A 16,468-nucleotide genomic window follows, 5' to 3' on the forward strand; every position below is an offset into this window, starting at 1 on the left:
AGCGGGCGGGGCGGACGCGTGATGAGGGTGTGGGAATCGGGGGTAGAAGCTGGCCAAGACGCGAGCAGGCGGGGAAGCCGGCGGGTGGTGCCAGATGGACCGCGAGCACGCGGGAGCGGACGAGCGGTGAGCGACGAGAAGCGACTGGTGGAAACACGACCACGTAGAGCGCGGTCGGGTGGGCGCCGGTCGGGCAGGCATGGTCGAACGGGCGCAGTCGGACAGCCGCGATCGAGCAGGCGCGATCAGACAAGCGCGATCAGGCAGGCACGTCAGACAGGCACGTCAGACAGGCACGGTTGGGTGGGGTGAGCTGGTGCGGTGCCGCCGGGTGGACTGCCCCAGGCCGGGCGGTCCAGAGAGGCGTACCAGGTGAGAGGGGGTGAGCCAGCGCGGCCCCGCCGGTGGAGAACCCCAGGCAGGGCGGCCCGGAGAGGCGTGTCCGAGTGGGAGCCGTGGGTGGGGTTAGAAGCGGGTGGTGTTGAAGGCTGGGTACAGCGGGAGGGGTTTGTCGCCGTAGCGGTCGCGGAGGGTTCGGGCGATGGTGATGGCGTGTTCGGCTATGTGGTCGGCGCCGCCGCGGTGGGCGGCGGTGGCCAGGCCGGTCCAGCGGGCGGCCAGGAGGGGGCCCTGGTCGGGGACTGGGCCGGAGTGGCGGGAGGTGACGCGGGCGCCGGCGGGGTCGGTGAGGTGGCGCCAGGTGGCCAGCCAGACCCAGAAGAGGTGGGCGTCCAGGAGGCGGGGCAGGAGGACGGCGTCTTCGGCCAGGTCGGGCCACATGGCTCGGACTTCGGCGCGCCAGGCGGCGATCATGGCTTCGACCATGCCGGGGGGTAGGGCGAAGGCGCACCAGCAGGATGGGAACGGGACGGCGATGGCGGCGGCGTCGAACATCATGTTGCGGACGCAGCCGCCCTCGAAGTCGAGGAAGCGGACGCCGCGGCTGGTGATCAGGTTGTTGTCCGGGCAGGTGTCGGACGGGCTGAAGGCGCGGTGGCGGGCATGGTCGAGCAGGCCCAGGGTGTTCGCGGCGTGGCCGATGACCTCGTCCGGGGTCGCGACGCCGAACTCCGAGAGGAGCAGGCGGGGGAGGTCGGCGATGGCGATGGGGCCGTCCTCGGCCAGGGGGTCCTTGTTGGTGGGTGGGTTGAGCCTGCGCAGGAGGGCGTCGAAGTCGGCTTCTCGGCCCGCGGTGGTGGCGTGCAGGCGGCCGAGGGACCTGGCCCAGGACAGCAGGGCCGCCTCGGCGGCGCGGGAGTCGGTGCCGTGCAGCTTGTCGGCGAGGGTGGGGGCGCGGCCGAGGTCTTCCATGACCAGCAGGCCCGCGTCGCCGTCGTGGGCGAAGAGCTCGGGGCACATGCGGTCCTCGGCGGCCAGCGCGTTGAACATCTGGTAGCTGACGGCCTCGCGGACCCACGAGTCGCGCGGGGCCGCCCCGGTGGGCACGTAGCGCTTCACCGCGAGGGTCTTGGGCAGGGAGAACGGGCTCGCCGCCACCCGCACGCGCAGGACGACCGAGCGGTCGCTGCCGCCGAGGTCCTCCGGTTCGCCGAGCTGGATGCGCGCTCCGAACCGCTTGCTGAGCACTGACTCCGCGGCGACGACGGTGGCCAGCACCTCGGCCTCCGTCGGGCGGTCCTCCGGCGGGTCGGTGGCGTTCTCCACTGTCTGCTCCTCCGGCGCCGCGGTCGCGCCGCGGCGAAGTCCCATGCCCACCCCGCCGCCGACGGGCGGCTCAAGCCCCGACACGCACCGAACTCCTTCCCTGGCCGCGACGCTACTGACGGGCATCGATCAAGAGGGAGGTCCGCTCGGCGAAATAACGAGGTCGGACCAGTCCCGGGACGACCGGCTCACCCAGGGGCGAGCGGCCGACCCACACGGCCTGCCCTGCGGTGGCGCAGCACCAGCACCGCGGCAGCAGCCGCCACGATACCCACCAGATTGACCGCGAGCTGCGCCAGCGACATGCCCATCCTGTCCCACTGGCCGAGAATCGCCGCGACCCCGGCATACCCGGCGGCGGGGACGGTGGTCACCGAGATGAACACCCCGACCAGGGCGGCGGACTTCGCCGAGGTCATCGACAGCATGCCCGCCGCGCCCGCCAGCACCGCCACGATCAGCGACCACGGTCCGACCTCGTAGACGAAGTCGAACTGGGCGTCGCTGCTCGTCAGCGCGGAGGCGTCGAACAGCCCGGCCGCGGTGCCCAGCCACGCCCCGCCCGCGGTGATGGCGATGGCCAGCGGGAACCCGACCGCCAGGGCCACCGCGGCCCGCTTGACCAGGTCGTACCGCTTGCAGACGAGGCCGACGGCGATGCCCGCGAGCGGGCCGAACTCGGGCCCGACCACCATCGCGCCGACCATCGTGATCGTGGAGGCGGTGATGACGCCGACGGCCGCGAGCAGGCACGCGATCGACAGGAACGCCAGGAACGTGGCGTTGAACCGCGATTCCTCGCCGGTCTTGGCGACCAGGTCCTGCCACACCACGGCGTCGGCCGCCTCGCCGGGCGCTTCGGCCTCGGCGGTGTCGGCGGCGTCGGAGAGCACGGTGTCGAGCTGTTCGAGGGTGATGCCGCCGGTGTGGTCGACCCCCAGCGCGGAGAGGGCGGCGAGGATCTCGTCGGCGGCCTCCCTGGCGATGGTGGCCTCGACGACGTCGCCCTCGGGGTGGACGGCCGCGCCCGGCAGGTGCACCAGGTTCGCCGCGCCCGCGTGCTCGCGCAGGACGGCGAGCACGTCGGGCGCGGCGGCCCCGGGGCAGACCGCGCGCAGGTGGAGCACCTAGCCCGCCGCGGGGGGCTTCGGCTTGGCGTCGACGCCCGCTTCCTTGCGCTGCTCGGGGGTGATCGGCGCGGGAGCGGCGGTCAGCGGGTCATAGCCGCCGCCGGTCTTCGGGAAGGCGATGACGTCGCGGATGGACTGCTCGCCCGCCAGCAGCATGACGATGCGGTCCCAGCCGAAGGCGATGCCGCCGTGCGGGGGCGGGCCGTAGGAGAAGGCGTCGAGCAGGAAGCCGAACTTCTCCGTGGCCTCCTCGGCGCCGATGCCCATCAGCGCGAACACGCGCTCCTGGAGGTCCTTGCGGTGGATACGGATGGACCCGCCGCCGATCTCGTTGCCGTTGCAGACCAGGTCGTAGGCGTAGGCCAGGGCGGCGCCCGGGTCGTCCTCCAGCCGGTCGATCCACTCCGGGGTGGGCGAGGTGAAGGCGTGGTGCAGGGCGGTCCAGCGGCCCGAGCCGACGGCGACGTCGCCCGCGCTGGCGGCGGCCGCCGCCTCCTCGAAGAGCGGGAAGTCCACGACCCACACCAGCGACCAGGCGGACTCATCGATCAGGCCGCAGCGGTGGCCGATCTCCAGGCGGGCCGCGCCGAGCAGGCCGCGCGCGGAGTTGGCCTCGCCCGCGGCGAAGAAGACGCAGTCGCCGGGCTCGGCGCCCGCGGCCTTGGCCAGGCCCTCGCGCTCGGCCTCGGAGAGGTTCTTGGCGACCGGGCCGCCGAGGGTGCCGTCCTCGCCGACCAGGACGTAGGCCAGGCCCTTGTGGCCGCGCTGCTTGGCCCACTCCTGCCAGGCGTCGAGCTGCTTGCGCGGCTGCGACGCGCCGCCCGGCATGACGACCGCGCCGACGTACGGGGCCTGGAACACCCGGAACGGGGTCTCGGCGAAGTACTCGGTCATCTCGGTCAGCTGCAGGTCGAAGCGCAGGTCGGGCTTGTCCGAGCCGTAGCGGGACATGGCGTCGGCGTAGCTGATGCGCGGGAACGCCGCGGGCAGCTCGTGGCCGATCAGCTCCTGCCAGAGCGCGCGGGTGACCTTCTCGCCGAGGGCGATGACATCGTCCTGGTCGACGAAGCTCATCTCGATGTCGAGCTGGGTGAACTCCGGCTGGCGGTCGGCGCGGAAGTCCTCGTCCCGGTAGCAGCGGGCGATCTGGTAGTACCGCTCCAGGCCGCCGACCATCAGCAGCTGCTTGAACAGCTGCGGGGACTGCGGCAGCGCGTACCAGGAGCCGGGCTGCAGGCGGGCGGGCACGAGGAAGTCGCGGGCGCCTTCGGGGGTGGAGCGGGTGAGGGTCGGGGTCTCGACCTCGACGAAGCGCTCGTCGTGCAGCACGGTGCGGGCGACGCGGTTGGCCTCGCTGCGCATGCGCATGGCCTTCGCGGGGCCGCTGCGGCGCAGGTCGAGGTAGCGGTGGCGCAGCCGGGCCTCCTCGCCGACGGTCAGGTGGTCGTCCACCGGGAAGGGCAGCGGCGCGGCCTCGCTGAGGACCTCCAGCTCGGTGGCCAGGACCTCGATCGCGCCGGTGGCGATGTCGGGGTTCTCGTTGCCGCCGGGCCGGGCCGAGACCTCGCCGACGATCCGCACGCAGAACTCGGCGCGCAGCCGGTGCGCCCGCTCGGCCATCTCGCCCTCGCGGAAGACGACCTGGGACACGCCGGAGGCGTCGCGCAGGTCGATGAAGATGACGCCGCCGTGATCCCGCCGCCGAGCCACCCAGCCGCTCAGGGTGACGGACTGCCCGGCGTGCTCGGCGCGGAGGGTCCCGGCCTCGTGGGTGCGGATCACGGTAGTCAAAGCCTCTCGTTCGAGGTGATGGCCCAGGTGATGGGTGCGTTGAGGCTAGCCAACGGCCCGGTGGCCGCGTCCATCAGGTTTCCCGCCACCCGTTCGAGGTGCCCTCCCCCGCTGGGGTGGTCTTCTCAGTGGGGGCTATACACCCGATCGGCCGTATAGTTTTGCCGCTAACCGCACTATCCGGTCACCGCAGGGAGCGATTTGGTTACCCATCACTTAACACTGTGGCTACCCACGAAGCTGCTCACGACGTAGTGTGACCCGCAGGGCGTAAGGGGTAACCCAGGGAGTGAACATGGGTAGCGGTATCACCCGCGAGCCAGTTCGTGAACTTCAGCAGAACGGGAGGGTTCGCCACGCGATGACGGCCGAACAGCCGGATTCCATGGCAGCCGACGCGTTCCCCACAGCGCTGCGGGCCGCGATCCAGGCCAGCGGTCTCAGCCTCGATCGCATCCAGTACCGGTTGCGGGCACGCGGAGTCTCGATCAGCGTCACGGCACTGAGCTATTGGCAGTCGGGAAGACGGAGGCCGGAGCGGGCGGAGTCGCTCGCGGCGCTCGGCCACCTGGAAGACGTGCTCGGCGTGCCGACCGGCGCGCTGATCGCGCTGCTCGGCCCACCGCGGCCGCGCGGCAGGGTCAACCGCGAGTCCTCGCGGCTGCCCATCGAGGCGCTGTGGGGCAACAGCGAGCCGATCGCCCTGCTGCTCAAGCGCATCGATTTCAAGACCGACGCCGCGCTGACCAAGATCAGCCAGCACGACCGCATGGAGATCGGGGCGGACCGCGGCGAGAAGATGATCGGCGTGCGGCAGGTGTACCGCGCCGAGCGCGACGGCGCCGACCGCACCGTCCTCGTCTACGACCTCGAACTTCCCGGACGCCCCTTCCCCCTCGTGGTGGCCGGTGAGACGTGCAGCATCGGGCGGATCGCCCGGGACGCCGACGCGGGCCTGATCGCAGCGGAGATCATGCTGGAGCGGCCGCTGGCGCGCGGCGACACGGCCATCGTGGACTACGCGCTGCACCACCCCGGCCCGCCCTACTCGCGCGGCGACGACAGCTACTGCCGCAAGTTCACCAGCCCGGTGCGGGAGTTCGTGCTGGAACTGCGGTTCGACCCCCGTGCGCTGCCCACCTACCTGGAGCAGTACACGACCGACGCCGACGACCAGGTGACCAACCGGCGCAAGCTGGAGATCTCCGCCGACGGCAAGGCGCACGCGGTCGCCCTGGACTTCGGTCCCGGCATCCTGTGCGTGCGCTGGGAGTGGCCCGACTGATCCGCGCGCTCTGCCGGGGGTGCGGCCCCGGCAGAGTCCGCTCAGCGGACGGCCCGGCTGGAAGATGGTCCGCTCAGAAGATGGTCAACGACAGGTAGGCGCGCGCCACCCGGCCGTCCGGTCCAGTCGCGACGATGGTGAGCGCATGGGTGCGCGTGAGGGCGGCCTCCGCCACCGACACCACGAGCTTGGTCTCCCCACCCGCCTCGACCGTGTCCGGGGCGAACTGCGCCAGCACCAGGTTCGGCAGCCGCGCCACGCTCAGCGAGAGCGGCAGCGCGGAGGACCCCGCCCACGTGCGCACCAGCGCGCTGCACTCCCCCAGCGGGGCGACGCTCAGCGACAGCGGGTGCACGGCGAGCCCGAAGTCCACGGGAGGGGAGTCCTCTCCGGGGAACGGGTCAAAGGCGTAGACCACGACGGTCCTCCTGCGATGGTCTGGGGAACATCACCATCGCGGCAGGCGGCTGGTCCTAACAATCCGTACGTCGCGCCGTAGAGGTACGCAAACATCACCCAGGGCTACTCACAGAAGCGTGAGCTGCCTCGGCTGCTCGGGCGCGGGCCCGGCGGGGCGGGCGGGGGCGCGGTCGAGACCGTGTTCGCGCGCCAGCGCGCCGAAGCGCTCGGCGAGGGAGTCGCGGTAGTGCGCGGCGGCGTTGGGACCGCCGCGGTACAGCTCCTGATAGGGCGCGACGAGGTCCGGCCGGAACCGGGCGAGCCAGGACAGGTACCAGCCCCGGGTCGCGCCGGGCAGGCGCAGCGGGATCATCGTCGCCCCGTCCGCGCCCGCGGCCTTGATCTCGGAGAGCAGCGCGTCGAGCTGCTCGGCGGAGTCGGTGAGGCCCGGCAGCACGGGGGCGACCATCACCGCGCAGGGCAGGCCGGCGTCGGTGATGCGGCGCACGAGGTCCAGCCGTGCCTGGGGGCCGGGTGTGCCGGGCTCGACGGAGCGCTGGAGTTGGCGGTCGAGCAAGGCGATGGAGACCGCCAGGCTCACCGGGACGTCCCGGCCGACCTCGGCCAGCAGCGGCAGGTCGCGGCTCAGGACGGTGCCTTTGGTCAGGATCGAGAACGGCGTGCCGGAGGCGGCGAGGGCGCCGATGACGCCGGGCATGAGCCGGTAGCGGCCCTCGGCGCGCTGGTACGGGTCGGTGTTGGTGCCCATCGCGACGGGCTCGCGCTTCCAGGAGCGGGCGGCGAGCTGCTTGGCCAGCACCTCGGGCGCGTTCACCTTGACCACGATCTGGCTGTCGAAGCCGCTGCCCGCGTCGAAATCCAGGTAGGTGTGGCTCGACCTGGCGAAGCAGTTGTGACTCACGACCCCGTTGGCGATGAAGTCGCCGGTGCCGGTGGTGATGTCGTAGAGCGGCAGCTCCAGGCCCAGCGGGGCGACGGAGACCACGCGCAGGTCGACATCGGACTTGATGGCCGCGCCGTCGATCGCGCGCTTGGCGCTGACGGCAGGGTCGACGGTGTGGAACAGGCGCATGTGCTCGGCCAGGCCGCCGTCGACGCGCACGCAGGCCTTGCCGTCGGGGGCGCGGCGCAGCTCGACGGCGTGGCGGAAGTCGAAGGCCGCCAGCGCCTCGGTGACCGCCGACAGCGCGCGGCGACCGAGGTTGGGCAGGCGGACGATGCGGTTGGCGTAGGTGCCGTCGATGTCGAACACGCCCGCCAGCAGGCCCTTGCGCCACTCGTCGGTCGGGACGCGCGGCCACGGGACCGGCAGGGTCATGCCCAGCTCGCTGTCCAGGTACTCCGCCACCCGGACGGCGACCTCCGCCAGGGGCGGCGGGCCGCCGTCGCCCCTGGCCACGCCCGCGAGGTAGCCGCGGCGGTAGTCGGCGGTGTCCTTGGGCGCCACGGCGAAGCGGCCGGTGCCCATGAGCTTGTTGCCGGTGGTCAGGTGCGGCCTGCGGTTGCCGCCGACCATCTCGCCGGTGACGTGCTTCCAGCCGCGCTCGGTGAGGAAACGGTGGTCGCCGCTGGCGATGAGCGCGGTGCCGTCGGCGAGGGTGACGCGGTAGGCGGGCTTGACCGTCGACCAGTGGGCCAGGACCTCGGTGGGCACGTAGTGCCGGTAGCTGCCGCGCCGCTCGGTGCCGTAGATGCGGTCGCCGACGGCGAGCTTGGAGATCGGTTTGACGGTGCCGTCGGCCATCAGCACCGGGGTGTCGCCGTGCAGGCAGTAGCTGCACGCGTGGGTGCAGCCGCGGTAGGGGTTGACCGTCCAGCGGAACGGCACGCGGGAGCCCTCGGGCACCTTGTTGAGCACCGACTTCGCCAGCACCTCGTGGAAGACCGCCTCGGCGAACTCGGGCGCGCGCACACTGCGCACCAGCCCCGGAATCCCCGGCAGCGCCTGCTCGGCGTCCTGCTCGACCCGCTGCCCGTCCCATCGCACGACCACAGTCGAACACATGTTCGAGTCGGCTGCAAGTAGTCTGCCGCCGTGTCACTTGATCCGGTGCTGGACCCGCTGCGGGCCACGGCGTTCACCCTGTTCGGAGCGCCCACCTCGCGCATGGAGGTGATCGGGTTCGTCACCGGGGCGCTGTGCGTGTGGCTGGTCGCGCGGCAGAACGCCTGGAACTGGCCGATCGGCATGGTGAACAACGTCGCGTTCTTCGCGCTGTTCCTCACCGCCGGGCTCTACGCCGACGCGTGGTTGCAGGTCGTCTACCTGGGTCTGGCCGGCTACGGCTGGTGGCGGTGGCTGCGCGGGGGCGACCTCGGCGGGACGCTGTCGGTGTCGCGGACCTCGGCGAAGGAATGGCAGGCCCTCTCGGTCGCGGGGGTGGCCGGGACGGCGCTGCTGACCTGGGTGCTCGTCGTGGCCACCGACTCGACCGTGCCGTTCTGGGACGCGCTGACCACGGTGCTGTCACTGCTGGCGACCTGGGGGCAGGCGCGCAAGAAGGTCGAGTGCTGGTGGCTGTGGATCGCCGCCGACGTCATCTACGTGCCCCTCTACGGCTACAAGGAGCTGTGGCTGACGGCGATCCTCTACATCGGATTCATGGCGCTCTGCGCGCACGGCCTGCGCAAGTGGAGCGCCGACCTGCGGACCACGGCGGCGGTGTGAGGCACGAGCACGCCTTGGTGCTGGGCAAGTTCTACCCGCCCCACCAGGGCCACCACCACCTGATCCGCCAGGCCGCCGCGGCCTCGGCGCGCACGACGGTCGCCGTGCTGGGGTCCTCGGTGGAGACCATGACCATCGCCGAGCGGGTGGCCTGGCTGGCCGAGGAGCACGCGGGCGATCCGGGCGTCGCGGTGGTCGGCGACCTGGACGACCACCCGATCGACTTCCACGACGACACCGTCTGGACCGACCACATCGGCGTGGTCCGCTCGGTGCTGGCCCGGCGCGCGATGGCCGACGGCGGGACCCCGGTCGTCGACGCGGTGTACAGCGGCGAGGACTACGGCCCCGAGCTGGCCGCCCGGCTCGGGGCCGCGCACGTCGCGGTGCCCCGGCTGCCCGGCTCGGCGACGGCTGTGCGCGCCGACCCCGTCGGCCGCTGGGGCGCGCTGGCCGGGCCGACCCGGCGCGGGCTGGCGGTGCGGGTCGTGGTGCTGGGCGCGGAGTCGACCGGGACCACGACGCTCTCCCGCGCCCTGGCCGAGCGGCTCGGCGCGCCGTGGGTGGGCGAGCGCGGGCGCGCGCACACCGAGGAGAAGCTGGCCGCGACCCGCGCGCTGGCCAAGGCCGCCGGCGAGGCCGCGCCCGCGCTGGACGACCTGGTGTGGACCGACGGCGACTTCGCCGACATCGCCCGCGCCCAGATCGCCGCCGAGGACGCCGCGGCCGGGCGCGGCCCGGTCGTGGTGTGCGACAACGACGCGTGGGCGGCGACCGTGTGGGCCGAGCGGTATCTCGGCAGGCCGTGCGGGCTGCCCATCCCCTGCCGCGACCCCGCGCTCTACCTGCTGACCGACCACGTGGGCGTGCCGTTCGAGCAGGACGGCTGGCGCGACGGCGAGCACCTCAGGGCGTGGATGACCGCGCGGTTCGTCCGCGGGCTGCGTGGGCGCGGCGTGCCGTGGGCACTGCTGAGCGGCACGCCCGAGCACCGGCTCCGCCGGGCCGCCGCCGCGTGCGCCGAGGCCGTGCGCGGGCGGCTGCGCTGGGCCGACCCGCTGCTCCCCCGGTCCTGAGGAAGGATTGCGGCGTGGACGACTGGCCGACGCAACCCATCCCGCGCGTGCGGGACACCGGGCCCCAGGCCCGTCCGCGCCCCTCCAGAGCCCTCCGACCCGACCCCGGCGACCCAGCCCGGCGCGACCCCGAGCGACGCGAACCGGCCCGGCGCGACCCCGCGCGGCGGGCAGGCGCCCACCGCGCGCCGGACCCCGCCGAGCCCGACCCGGACGACCTCGACCAGGACGACCTCGACCGGGACGATCCGGCCGACAGCGCCCCCGAAGGGCCGGCTCGGCGAGCGCGCGGCCGCGAACATGGGCACGAACATGGGCACGAACATGGGCACGGACATGGGCACGGGCACGGCCCGGCGACACCGGTCTCCAGCCGCGTCCGCAAGCTGCTCGCCCTGCTCCTCGCGCCGTTCGCGCTGGCCGCGCTCATCGGTTTCGTCCTGCTCTTCCCCTCCGGGGACGCCCAGCCCGCCACCAACGCCGGGCTCACGCCGGTCGACGGGACCGTCACCGCCGCCCAGCTCGCCCCGTGCTCCCCCGGCGACAGCGGCGACGGCGGCGAGGGCGGCCCGCAGTGCCTGAACCTGACCGTCCAGCTGGACGACGGCCCCGCCGCGGGCAGCGACATCCGCACCACGGTTCCCGTCGAGCCGACCACCCCGCGCTTCGCCGTGGGCGACGACGTGGTGCTCGCCTACAACGGCGGCGAGGCGCTGGCGGGCCAGTCCTACCAGGTGGTCGACTTCCAGCGCGGGTTCCCGCTGGTCGTGCTGGCCGCCGCGTTCGCCTTCGCCGTGGTCGCGCTGGGCCGGTGGAAGGGTCTCTCGGCGCTGGGCGCGCTCGCGGTGAGCATCGGCGTGCTGGTGGTCTTCGTGCTGCCCGCGATCATCGAGGGGACCAGCCCGCTGCTGGTCGGCATCACCGCGGCCGGGGTGATCATGTTCGCGGTGCTGTACCTGACGCACGGGTTCTCGGCGCGCACGTCCACCGCGGTGCTGGGCACGATGGTCAGCCTCGCCCTGATCGGGGCGCTGAGCGCGCTGTTCTCGGCGTTCGCGGCGCTGACCGGGCTGGACGAGGAGACCGCGACGCTGGTCAGCGCGCTCGGCCGGGAGGTCGACACGCGCGGGCTGCTGCTGGCGGGCATCGTCATCGGCGCGCTCGGCGTGCTGGACGACGTGACGGTCACCCAGACCTCGGCGGTGTGGGAGCTGCGCGCGGCGAACCCGTCGCTGACCTGGCGGCAGCTCTACGCCGCCGGCGTGCGCATCGGCCGCGACCACGTCGCTTCGGCGGTGAACACGCTGGTCATGGCGTACGCGGGCGCGGCGCTGCCGCTGCTGCTGTACTCGTCGGTGTCCGGGGTCGGGGCGGGCGCGATCCTGGGGTCGCAGTCGATCGCGCAGGAGATCGTGCGGACGCTGGTGGGCAGCATCGGCTTGGTGGCCGCCGTGCCGGTGACGACCGCGCTGGCCGCGCTGGTGGCGGTGCGCGAGCCTCCCGCGGAACCGGCCGCCGTCAGTCCAGGTTCGCCACGAACCGCGTGATCGCGTCGGCGCTGAGCCGCTGGGCGAGCTTGCCCTGCGGCGCGGTCTCGGCGACCCGGTAGAGCGGGCGGTCCGCGGCGGCCTCGCCGCGCGCCTCGGCGCGCAGCTGCGCGACCAGCAGCTGCGAGAACACCAGGCCGGCGCTGTTCTCGCTCGCGGCGAGGGCGTCGGCCAGCTTGCGCAGCGGCAGGATGCCCAGCTCGCGCCCGCCGGTGCCGGAGTACACGGCCAGCGAGATGTTGATCGTGCGCCTGCCCTGGGCGACGAGCACGCTGATGGTGCGCATGCCGCGCACGTCGCTGACCATCAGCTCGATGCGGTCGGTGGTGCGCAGGTCCACGGACTTGCTGCCGATGGTGCGCGCGACGACCGTCGTGCCCTCCAGCGACAGCCGCCTGCGCGCCGCCGCCCACGCCAGGAACAGGAAGAACGCGGCGACGACCCCGCCCGCGACCAGCCCGGCGGTCTGCCCGCCGATCAGCCCCGCGATGCCGCCGACGGCCGCGCCGAGCACCAGCGCGATGAGCAGCGAGGCGCACCCGCGCTTGCGGGTCATGCCTGCCGGGACGCTGAGCGGGACGGACTCCATCAGATGCCCCGACCCCGGCCGCGGTGCGCCGATGACGGGTCGGTGAGGTCGACCAGACCGGTGAGGAACGGGTTGCTCGCCCGCTCGCGCCCGATCGTCGTGGTCGGGCCGTGGCCGGGCAGCACGACGGTGTCGTCGGGCAGCGGGAGGAGCTTGGTGCGCAGCGACTCATTCATCTGCGCCATCGACCCGCCGGGCAGGTCGGTGCGGCCGATGGACCCGGCGAAGAGCGTGTCGCCTGCGAACACCAGCTGGCCGCCCTCGTCGGCGGCGGTGCGGAAGGTAACCGAGCCGCGGGTGTGGCCGGGGGTGTGGTCGACGGTGAGCTTCAGCCCGGCCAGGTCCAGCTCGGCGCCGTCGGTCATCTCCCTGACCTCGGCGGGCTCGCGCATGGTCAGGTTGCCGAAGAACGCGGCCGACTCCGGGCTCAGGCCGATGAACGGGTCGGAGAGCATCACTCGGTCTTCCGGGTGAATCCAGGCGGGGATGTCGTTGCCGTCGCAGACCGGGGTGACCGAGAAGGTGTGGTCGAGGTGGCCGTGGGTGAGCACGACGGCGACCGGGGAGAGCCGGTACTTGCGCAGCGCCTCGGCGATCCCCGCCTCGGCCTCCTGGCCGGGGTCGACGATGACGCACTGCTCACCCTCACCTGGGGAGATCAGGTAGCAGTTGGTCTGGAAAGCACCGGCGGGGAAGCCGACGACAAGCACGGGCGGACCTCCAGGACCGGGTTCTCAGGGAGTTCTGAGCCTAGTGGGGCGACCTCCCACGCTGGTCTTACCCCACCTCCCCCTAGACTGCGCGCCTGCGAGGACCATGGTCACGGGAGGGTGCGAGGTGTCGACGAACCAGCAGCGCCGCGAAGCCGCGAAGCGCAAGCTTGAGCGCCAAATCGTCCGGCGCGCCGAGCGCGCGAAGAAGCGCCGCGCCGTCGGCGTCGTGTCGACCGTGGTCGGCGTCGTCCTCGTCGTCGGCCTGATCTACTGGCTGACGACCATCGGCGACGACGACACCACCACCGACCCCGCCGCGCAGACCGACACCTCGCAGCCCGAGGCCGCCCCGGACGTGCCCGAGAGCATCCCGACGGAGCTGGCCGCGGTGCCCAAGCGCACGAAGGCGCTGGCCGACCCGGTGAAGTGCGCCTACCCGAAGGAAGAGGGCCGCGAGCCCGCCAAGGCGGTCGACCCGCCCGCCGCCGACGGTGTGTCCAGCAAGGGCACCGTCGCCGCGACGATCGCGCTGGGCTCCGGCGAGGTCAAGGCCACCCTGGACCGCGCGCTGGCGCCCTGCGCGGTGAACAGCTTCGTCAGCCTCGCCAAGCAGAACTACTTCAACGACACCGTCTGCCACCGCCTGACGACCTCGGGCATCCAGGTCCTGCAGTGCGGCGACCCGACCGGCACCGGCAGCGGCGGCCCCGGCTACACCTTCGACGACGAGGTCTTCCCGGAGATCAAGTACGGCCGCGGCATCCTGGCCATGGCGAACGCGGGCAAGTCGCCGGAGGGCAAGGGCACCAACGGCAGCCAGTTCTTCATCGTCTACGGCACCGCCGAGCTGCCCCCGAACTACACCGTCTTCGGCAGCATCGACGCCGAGAGCCTGAAGGTCGTCGACGAGATCGCCAAGAAGGGCACCGTCTCGCAGGGCTCGCCGGGCGACGGCAAGCCCGTGGACGAGGTCAAGATCACCGGCGTCACCGTCGCCGGATGACCCAGCGCCTGATCGGCGCCGCCGCGCTCCTGGTGTGCGCGGCGGCGCTGTCCGCCTGCGGCTCGTCCACCGGCGGCGTGCCGGTCGCCGCCGACCCGACCGGGGCGACCGGCATCCCGCGGCCGACCACCGTCGACCCCACCTCATCGGGCGCCCCCTCGGACACCGAGTCGAGCTGCGACTACCGCCGCACCCCGGCTGACGAGCCTGCGGGCGGGCGCGACGTCGGCCTGCCGCGCGGCGACGAGGCCCCCAAGAAGGTCACCCTCGTAACCGACCAGGGCGAGATCGCGATGACGATGGACGCCGCCGCGCCGTGCACGACGGCGAGCATCGCCCACCTGGCGACCTCGGGCTTCTACGACGACTCCCCGTGCCACCGGATCACCAAGTCGCAGTCCCTGTCGGTGCTGCAGTGCGGCGACCCGACCGGCCAGGGCACCGGCGGGCCCGGCTACACGCTGCCCGACGAGAACCCGAAGAACCTCGCGCCGTCGGGCACCGCCGACTACGTGGTCTACCCGCGCGGCACCGTCGCGATGGCCAACACCGGCCAGCCGCACAGCGGCGGCAGCCAGTTCTTCCTCGTGTACGCCGACTCGGTGCTGCCCCCGACCTACGCCGTCTTCGCGACCGTGGACGACGCGGGCCTCGGCGTGCTCGACAAGATCGCTTCGGCGGGTGTCTCCGGCGGCGGCCAGGACGGTCCGCCCGCGACCGCCGTGACGGTCAAGACCGCCCAGTTGGACTGATCCGTCCGGGTAGATCCCCTGGTCGAGGCCCACATATAGCGCGTAGCGTATAGGTCACTGTCCGCGCATGAGAGGTGACCGCGATGAGCACACGTCGACGCGCAAAGGTTCGCAGGCCGGCCGGATGCGGCTGTGGGTGCAGCAACTGCTCGGGTCCCGGCTGCGGCTGCTGCAGCGGCTGCTGACCCGCGCCGGGCACCGGTGTCGGCGCCCGCTGCGACACTAGGGGCATGACATACCGCGAACACCCGGTGCGGGGGCCGGGTGTCGCCTGCGTGTGGTCGGTCGAGATCGCCGCCGTGCCGGGGCGGGTGGTGCCGGACGGGTCGGTGGACCTGATGTGGCACGCGGCGTCCGGGCGGTTGTTCGTGGCGGGGCCGGACACCTCGGCGCAGTTCACCTCGCTGCCCCCGGGCACGCTGGTCGGACTCCGGTACCTGCCCGGGGCGGCCGGGCTGGGCGTGCCCGCCGACGCGCTGCGGGACGCGCGGGTCGACCTCGCCGACCTCTGGGGCCGCGAGGCCGCGGAGCGGGTCGGGGAGCGGCTGGTCGGGACGTCGGTCGGGCAGGCGCAGCGGGTGCTGCTGGCCGCGGCTCCCGGGGCGCCGGACCCGTTCGCCGAGCGGGTGCGGGTGCTGGCGGCGGGCACCGGCCGGGTGCGCGAGATCGCCGACGCGGTCGGGTACGGGGAGCGGCAGCTGCACCGGCGGTGCCTGGCGGCGTTCGGGTACGGGGCGAAGGTGCTGCACCGGGTGCTGAGGTTCCAGCGCGCCCTCGGGCTGGCCCGCGGCGGCGCGGCCTTCGCGGACGTGGCGGCCGAGGCCGGGTACACCGATCAGGCGCACCTGGCCAGGGACGTCCGCGACCTGGGCGGCACCACGCTCACCGCACTCGTCGGCAGGGCCTGACCAGTCACGGCACCCGGCCGAGTACCCCGAGCAGCGTCACACGGATCGGACGGCTCAGAGCGCCCGGCCGTGGGCGCGCAGGGTTGTCAGCGCTTCCAGCGTGCACGGACCGGCCCACTCGTGGCGCACGATCGGGGTCCAGGAGAGGAACCTCGGGAACCAGCCGCCGTCCTCGCGCTCGGCCAGCAGCGTGTCCAGGCCCTCGGCCAGCTCCTCGCCGGTGAACCACGCGGCGGCCAGGGAGTCCGGGGTCGGGGCGTACTCGTGCGGGAACGGCAGTTCGCCGCTCGTGTAGCCGTCGGGGGTCCGGCCGTCGACCGAGGACAGCCGGACGAAGCCCGACGAGCGGGTGATCTCGCCGAGCCGCCGGGCGGCCGCCGCCGCGCGGTCGCGGTCGACCGCGCGCTCCAGGAAGGCCAAGGAGCCGCGGATCTCGTACGGGTGCGACGTGGCCAGGGCTTCGATGCGGGTCCAGCAGTACGCCTCGGCGCGCTCGACCCACGGGTGGTCGAGGCTCGCCAGCGCGCCCGCGAGGTTGGCGGTCGGCAGCAGGGAGCCCTCGGTTGACTCCTGCCACCACGGCGAGTGCGGGTACTCCCCCGCGGGCACCGCGAACGGCACCGCGCCCTCGGCGTCGCTGATGGAGGCCAGGTAGTCCGCGACGGACGTGGCGTGCTCGTCCAGGGCGCCGACCTCGCGCAGGATGTCCAGGGCGGTGAGGGTGGCCAGGGGCTGGCTGGCCGGGCCGCGGCCGTCGGGCTCCAGGGCGTGGCCGTAGCCGCCGTCGGCGTTGCGGTAGGCCTCCAGCGCGCGCAGCACCGCATCGGCGGGGCCGTCCTGGAACAGGTGGGCGAAGCGGTGCCGCTCCAGGAGCCGGGCGTGGGTGAACAGGAACGTCTGCGCTGCGGAAAAGGTCACCGG

16 protein-coding genes are annotated in these 16,468 nt (G+C 73.2%); 8 read left to right on the forward strand and 8 right to left on the reverse strand.

What is annotated here, in order from left to right; translation table 11 throughout:
- Positions 1-465 precede the first annotated feature (465 nt).
- The 3 genes from ACFPM7_RS16225 to aspS form a co-directional block, all read right to left on the reverse strand.
- On the reverse strand, positions 466-1,749 hold the full coding sequence (locus ACFPM7_RS16225; RefSeq protein ID WP_378248456.1) for an aminoglycoside phosphotransferase/kinase family protein: 1,284 nt from the start codon (positions 1,747-1,749) through the stop codon (positions 466-468).
- A 104-nt stretch (positions 1,750-1,853) separates the two neighbouring features.
- A complete protein-coding gene (locus ACFPM7_RS16230; RefSeq protein ID WP_378248457.1) occupies positions 1,854-2,792 on the reverse strand; it encodes a DUF389 domain-containing protein in 939 nt (312 codons plus the stop codon).
- A complete protein-coding gene (aspS, locus tag ACFPM7_RS16235) occupies positions 2,793-4,577 on the reverse strand; it encodes an aspartate--tRNA ligase (protein WP_378248672.1) in 1,785 nt (594 codons plus the stop codon).
- Positions 4,578-4,971: 394 nt separating this feature from the next.
- Between aspS and ACFPM7_RS16240 the strand changes: the two genes are divergently transcribed.
- Complete coding sequence (locus ACFPM7_RS16240; RefSeq protein ID WP_378248458.1) at positions 4,972-5,871, forward strand: helix-turn-helix domain-containing protein; 900 nt, start codon at positions 4,972-4,974, stop codon at positions 5,869-5,871.
- A gap of 73 nt (positions 5,872-5,944) precedes the next feature.
- Here ACFPM7_RS16240 and ACFPM7_RS16245 read toward each other — a convergent pair whose 3' ends face one another.
- Together ACFPM7_RS16245 and ACFPM7_RS16250 are read right to left on the reverse strand one after the other, a co-directional pair.
- Entirely contained in the window at positions 5,945-6,289 is a 345-nt protein-coding gene (locus ACFPM7_RS16245; RefSeq protein WP_378248459.1) for a hypothetical protein, read from the reverse strand.
- A gap of 108 nt (positions 6,290-6,397) precedes the next feature.
- Positions 6,398-8,278 carry an intein-containing Rv2578c family radical SAM protein gene (locus tag ACFPM7_RS16250; protein ID WP_378248460.1) on the reverse strand — a complete coding sequence of 627 codons (1,881 nt, stop codon included), beginning with the start codon at positions 8,276-8,278 and terminating at the stop codon, positions 6,398-6,400.
- Between the two features lie 48 nt (positions 8,279-8,326).
- On the opposite strand from ACFPM7_RS16250, the gene pnuC reads away from it, so the two are divergent.
- Genes pnuC through ACFPM7_RS16265 form a run of 3 tightly spaced genes read left to right on the forward strand, consistent with a single transcriptional unit; the run spans position 8,327 to position 11,582 of the window.
- Positions 8,327-8,959 carry a nicotinamide riboside transporter PnuC gene (pnuC, locus tag ACFPM7_RS16255; protein ID WP_378248461.1) on the forward strand — a complete coding sequence of 211 codons (633 nt, stop codon included), beginning with the start codon at positions 8,327-8,329 and terminating at the stop codon, positions 8,957-8,959.
- Positions 8,956-10,035, forward strand: a complete 1,080-nt coding sequence (locus ACFPM7_RS16260; RefSeq protein WP_378248462.1) for an AAA family ATPase — start codon at positions 8,956-8,958, stop codon at positions 10,033-10,035. Before pnuC ends, ACFPM7_RS16260 begins: the two co-directional genes overlap by 4 nt.
- 14 nt (positions 10,036-10,049) lie before the next feature.
- Complete coding sequence (locus ACFPM7_RS16265) at positions 10,050-11,582, forward strand: YibE/F family protein (protein ID WP_378248463.1); 1,533 nt, start codon at positions 10,050-10,052, stop codon at positions 11,580-11,582.
- Here ACFPM7_RS16265 and ACFPM7_RS16270 read toward each other — a convergent pair.
- Both ACFPM7_RS16270 and ACFPM7_RS16275 read right to left on the reverse strand, forming a co-directional pair.
- Entirely contained in the window at positions 11,554-12,171 is a 618-nt protein-coding gene (locus ACFPM7_RS16270) for a hypothetical protein (protein WP_378248464.1), read from the reverse strand. The two genes, ACFPM7_RS16265 and ACFPM7_RS16270, sit on opposite strands and share 29 nt — an antisense overlap.
- Positions 12,171-12,881: an MBL fold metallo-hydrolase gene (locus ACFPM7_RS16275; RefSeq protein ID WP_378248465.1), complete on the reverse strand. Its 711-nt coding sequence runs from the start codon at positions 12,879-12,881 to the stop codon at positions 12,171-12,173. The genes ACFPM7_RS16270 and ACFPM7_RS16275 overlap by 1 nt, the downstream gene beginning before the upstream one ends.
- A 127-nt stretch (positions 12,882-13,008) precedes the next feature.
- On the opposite strand from ACFPM7_RS16275, the gene ACFPM7_RS16280 reads away from it, so the two are divergent.
- From ACFPM7_RS16280 to ACFPM7_RS16295, 4 genes are all read left to right on the forward strand, one after another.
- Positions 13,009-13,887 carry a peptidylprolyl isomerase gene (locus tag ACFPM7_RS16280; RefSeq protein WP_378248466.1) on the forward strand — a complete coding sequence of 293 codons (879 nt, stop codon included), beginning with the start codon at positions 13,009-13,011 and terminating at the stop codon, positions 13,885-13,887.
- A complete protein-coding gene (locus ACFPM7_RS16285; protein WP_378248467.1) occupies positions 13,884-14,639 on the forward strand; it encodes a peptidylprolyl isomerase in 756 nt (251 codons plus the stop codon). Before ACFPM7_RS16280 ends, ACFPM7_RS16285 begins: the two co-directional genes overlap by 4 nt.
- A gap of 67 nt (positions 14,640-14,706) precedes the next feature.
- A complete protein-coding gene (locus ACFPM7_RS16290; RefSeq protein ID WP_378248468.1) occupies positions 14,707-14,865 on the forward strand; it encodes a hypothetical protein in 159 nt (52 codons plus the stop codon).
- 4 nt (positions 14,866-14,869) lie between these two features.
- Positions 14,870-15,547 carry a helix-turn-helix domain-containing protein gene (locus tag ACFPM7_RS16295; RefSeq protein WP_378248469.1) on the forward strand — a complete coding sequence of 226 codons (678 nt, stop codon included), beginning with the start codon at positions 14,870-14,872 and terminating at the stop codon, positions 15,545-15,547.
- Between the two features lie 54 nt (positions 15,548-15,601).
- Here the strand turns inward: ACFPM7_RS16295 and ACFPM7_RS16300 are convergent, their stop codons facing one another.
- A complete protein-coding gene (locus ACFPM7_RS16300) occupies positions 15,602-16,465 on the reverse strand; it encodes a hypothetical protein (RefSeq protein ID WP_378248470.1) in 864 nt (287 codons plus the stop codon).
- Positions 16,466-16,468: the final 3 nt, after the last annotated feature.

This window comes from Actinokineospora guangxiensis, assembly GCF_042657845.1.
Taxonomy (GTDB): Bacteria; Actinomycetota; Actinomycetes; order Mycobacteriales; family Pseudonocardiaceae; genus Actinokineospora; species Actinokineospora guangxiensis.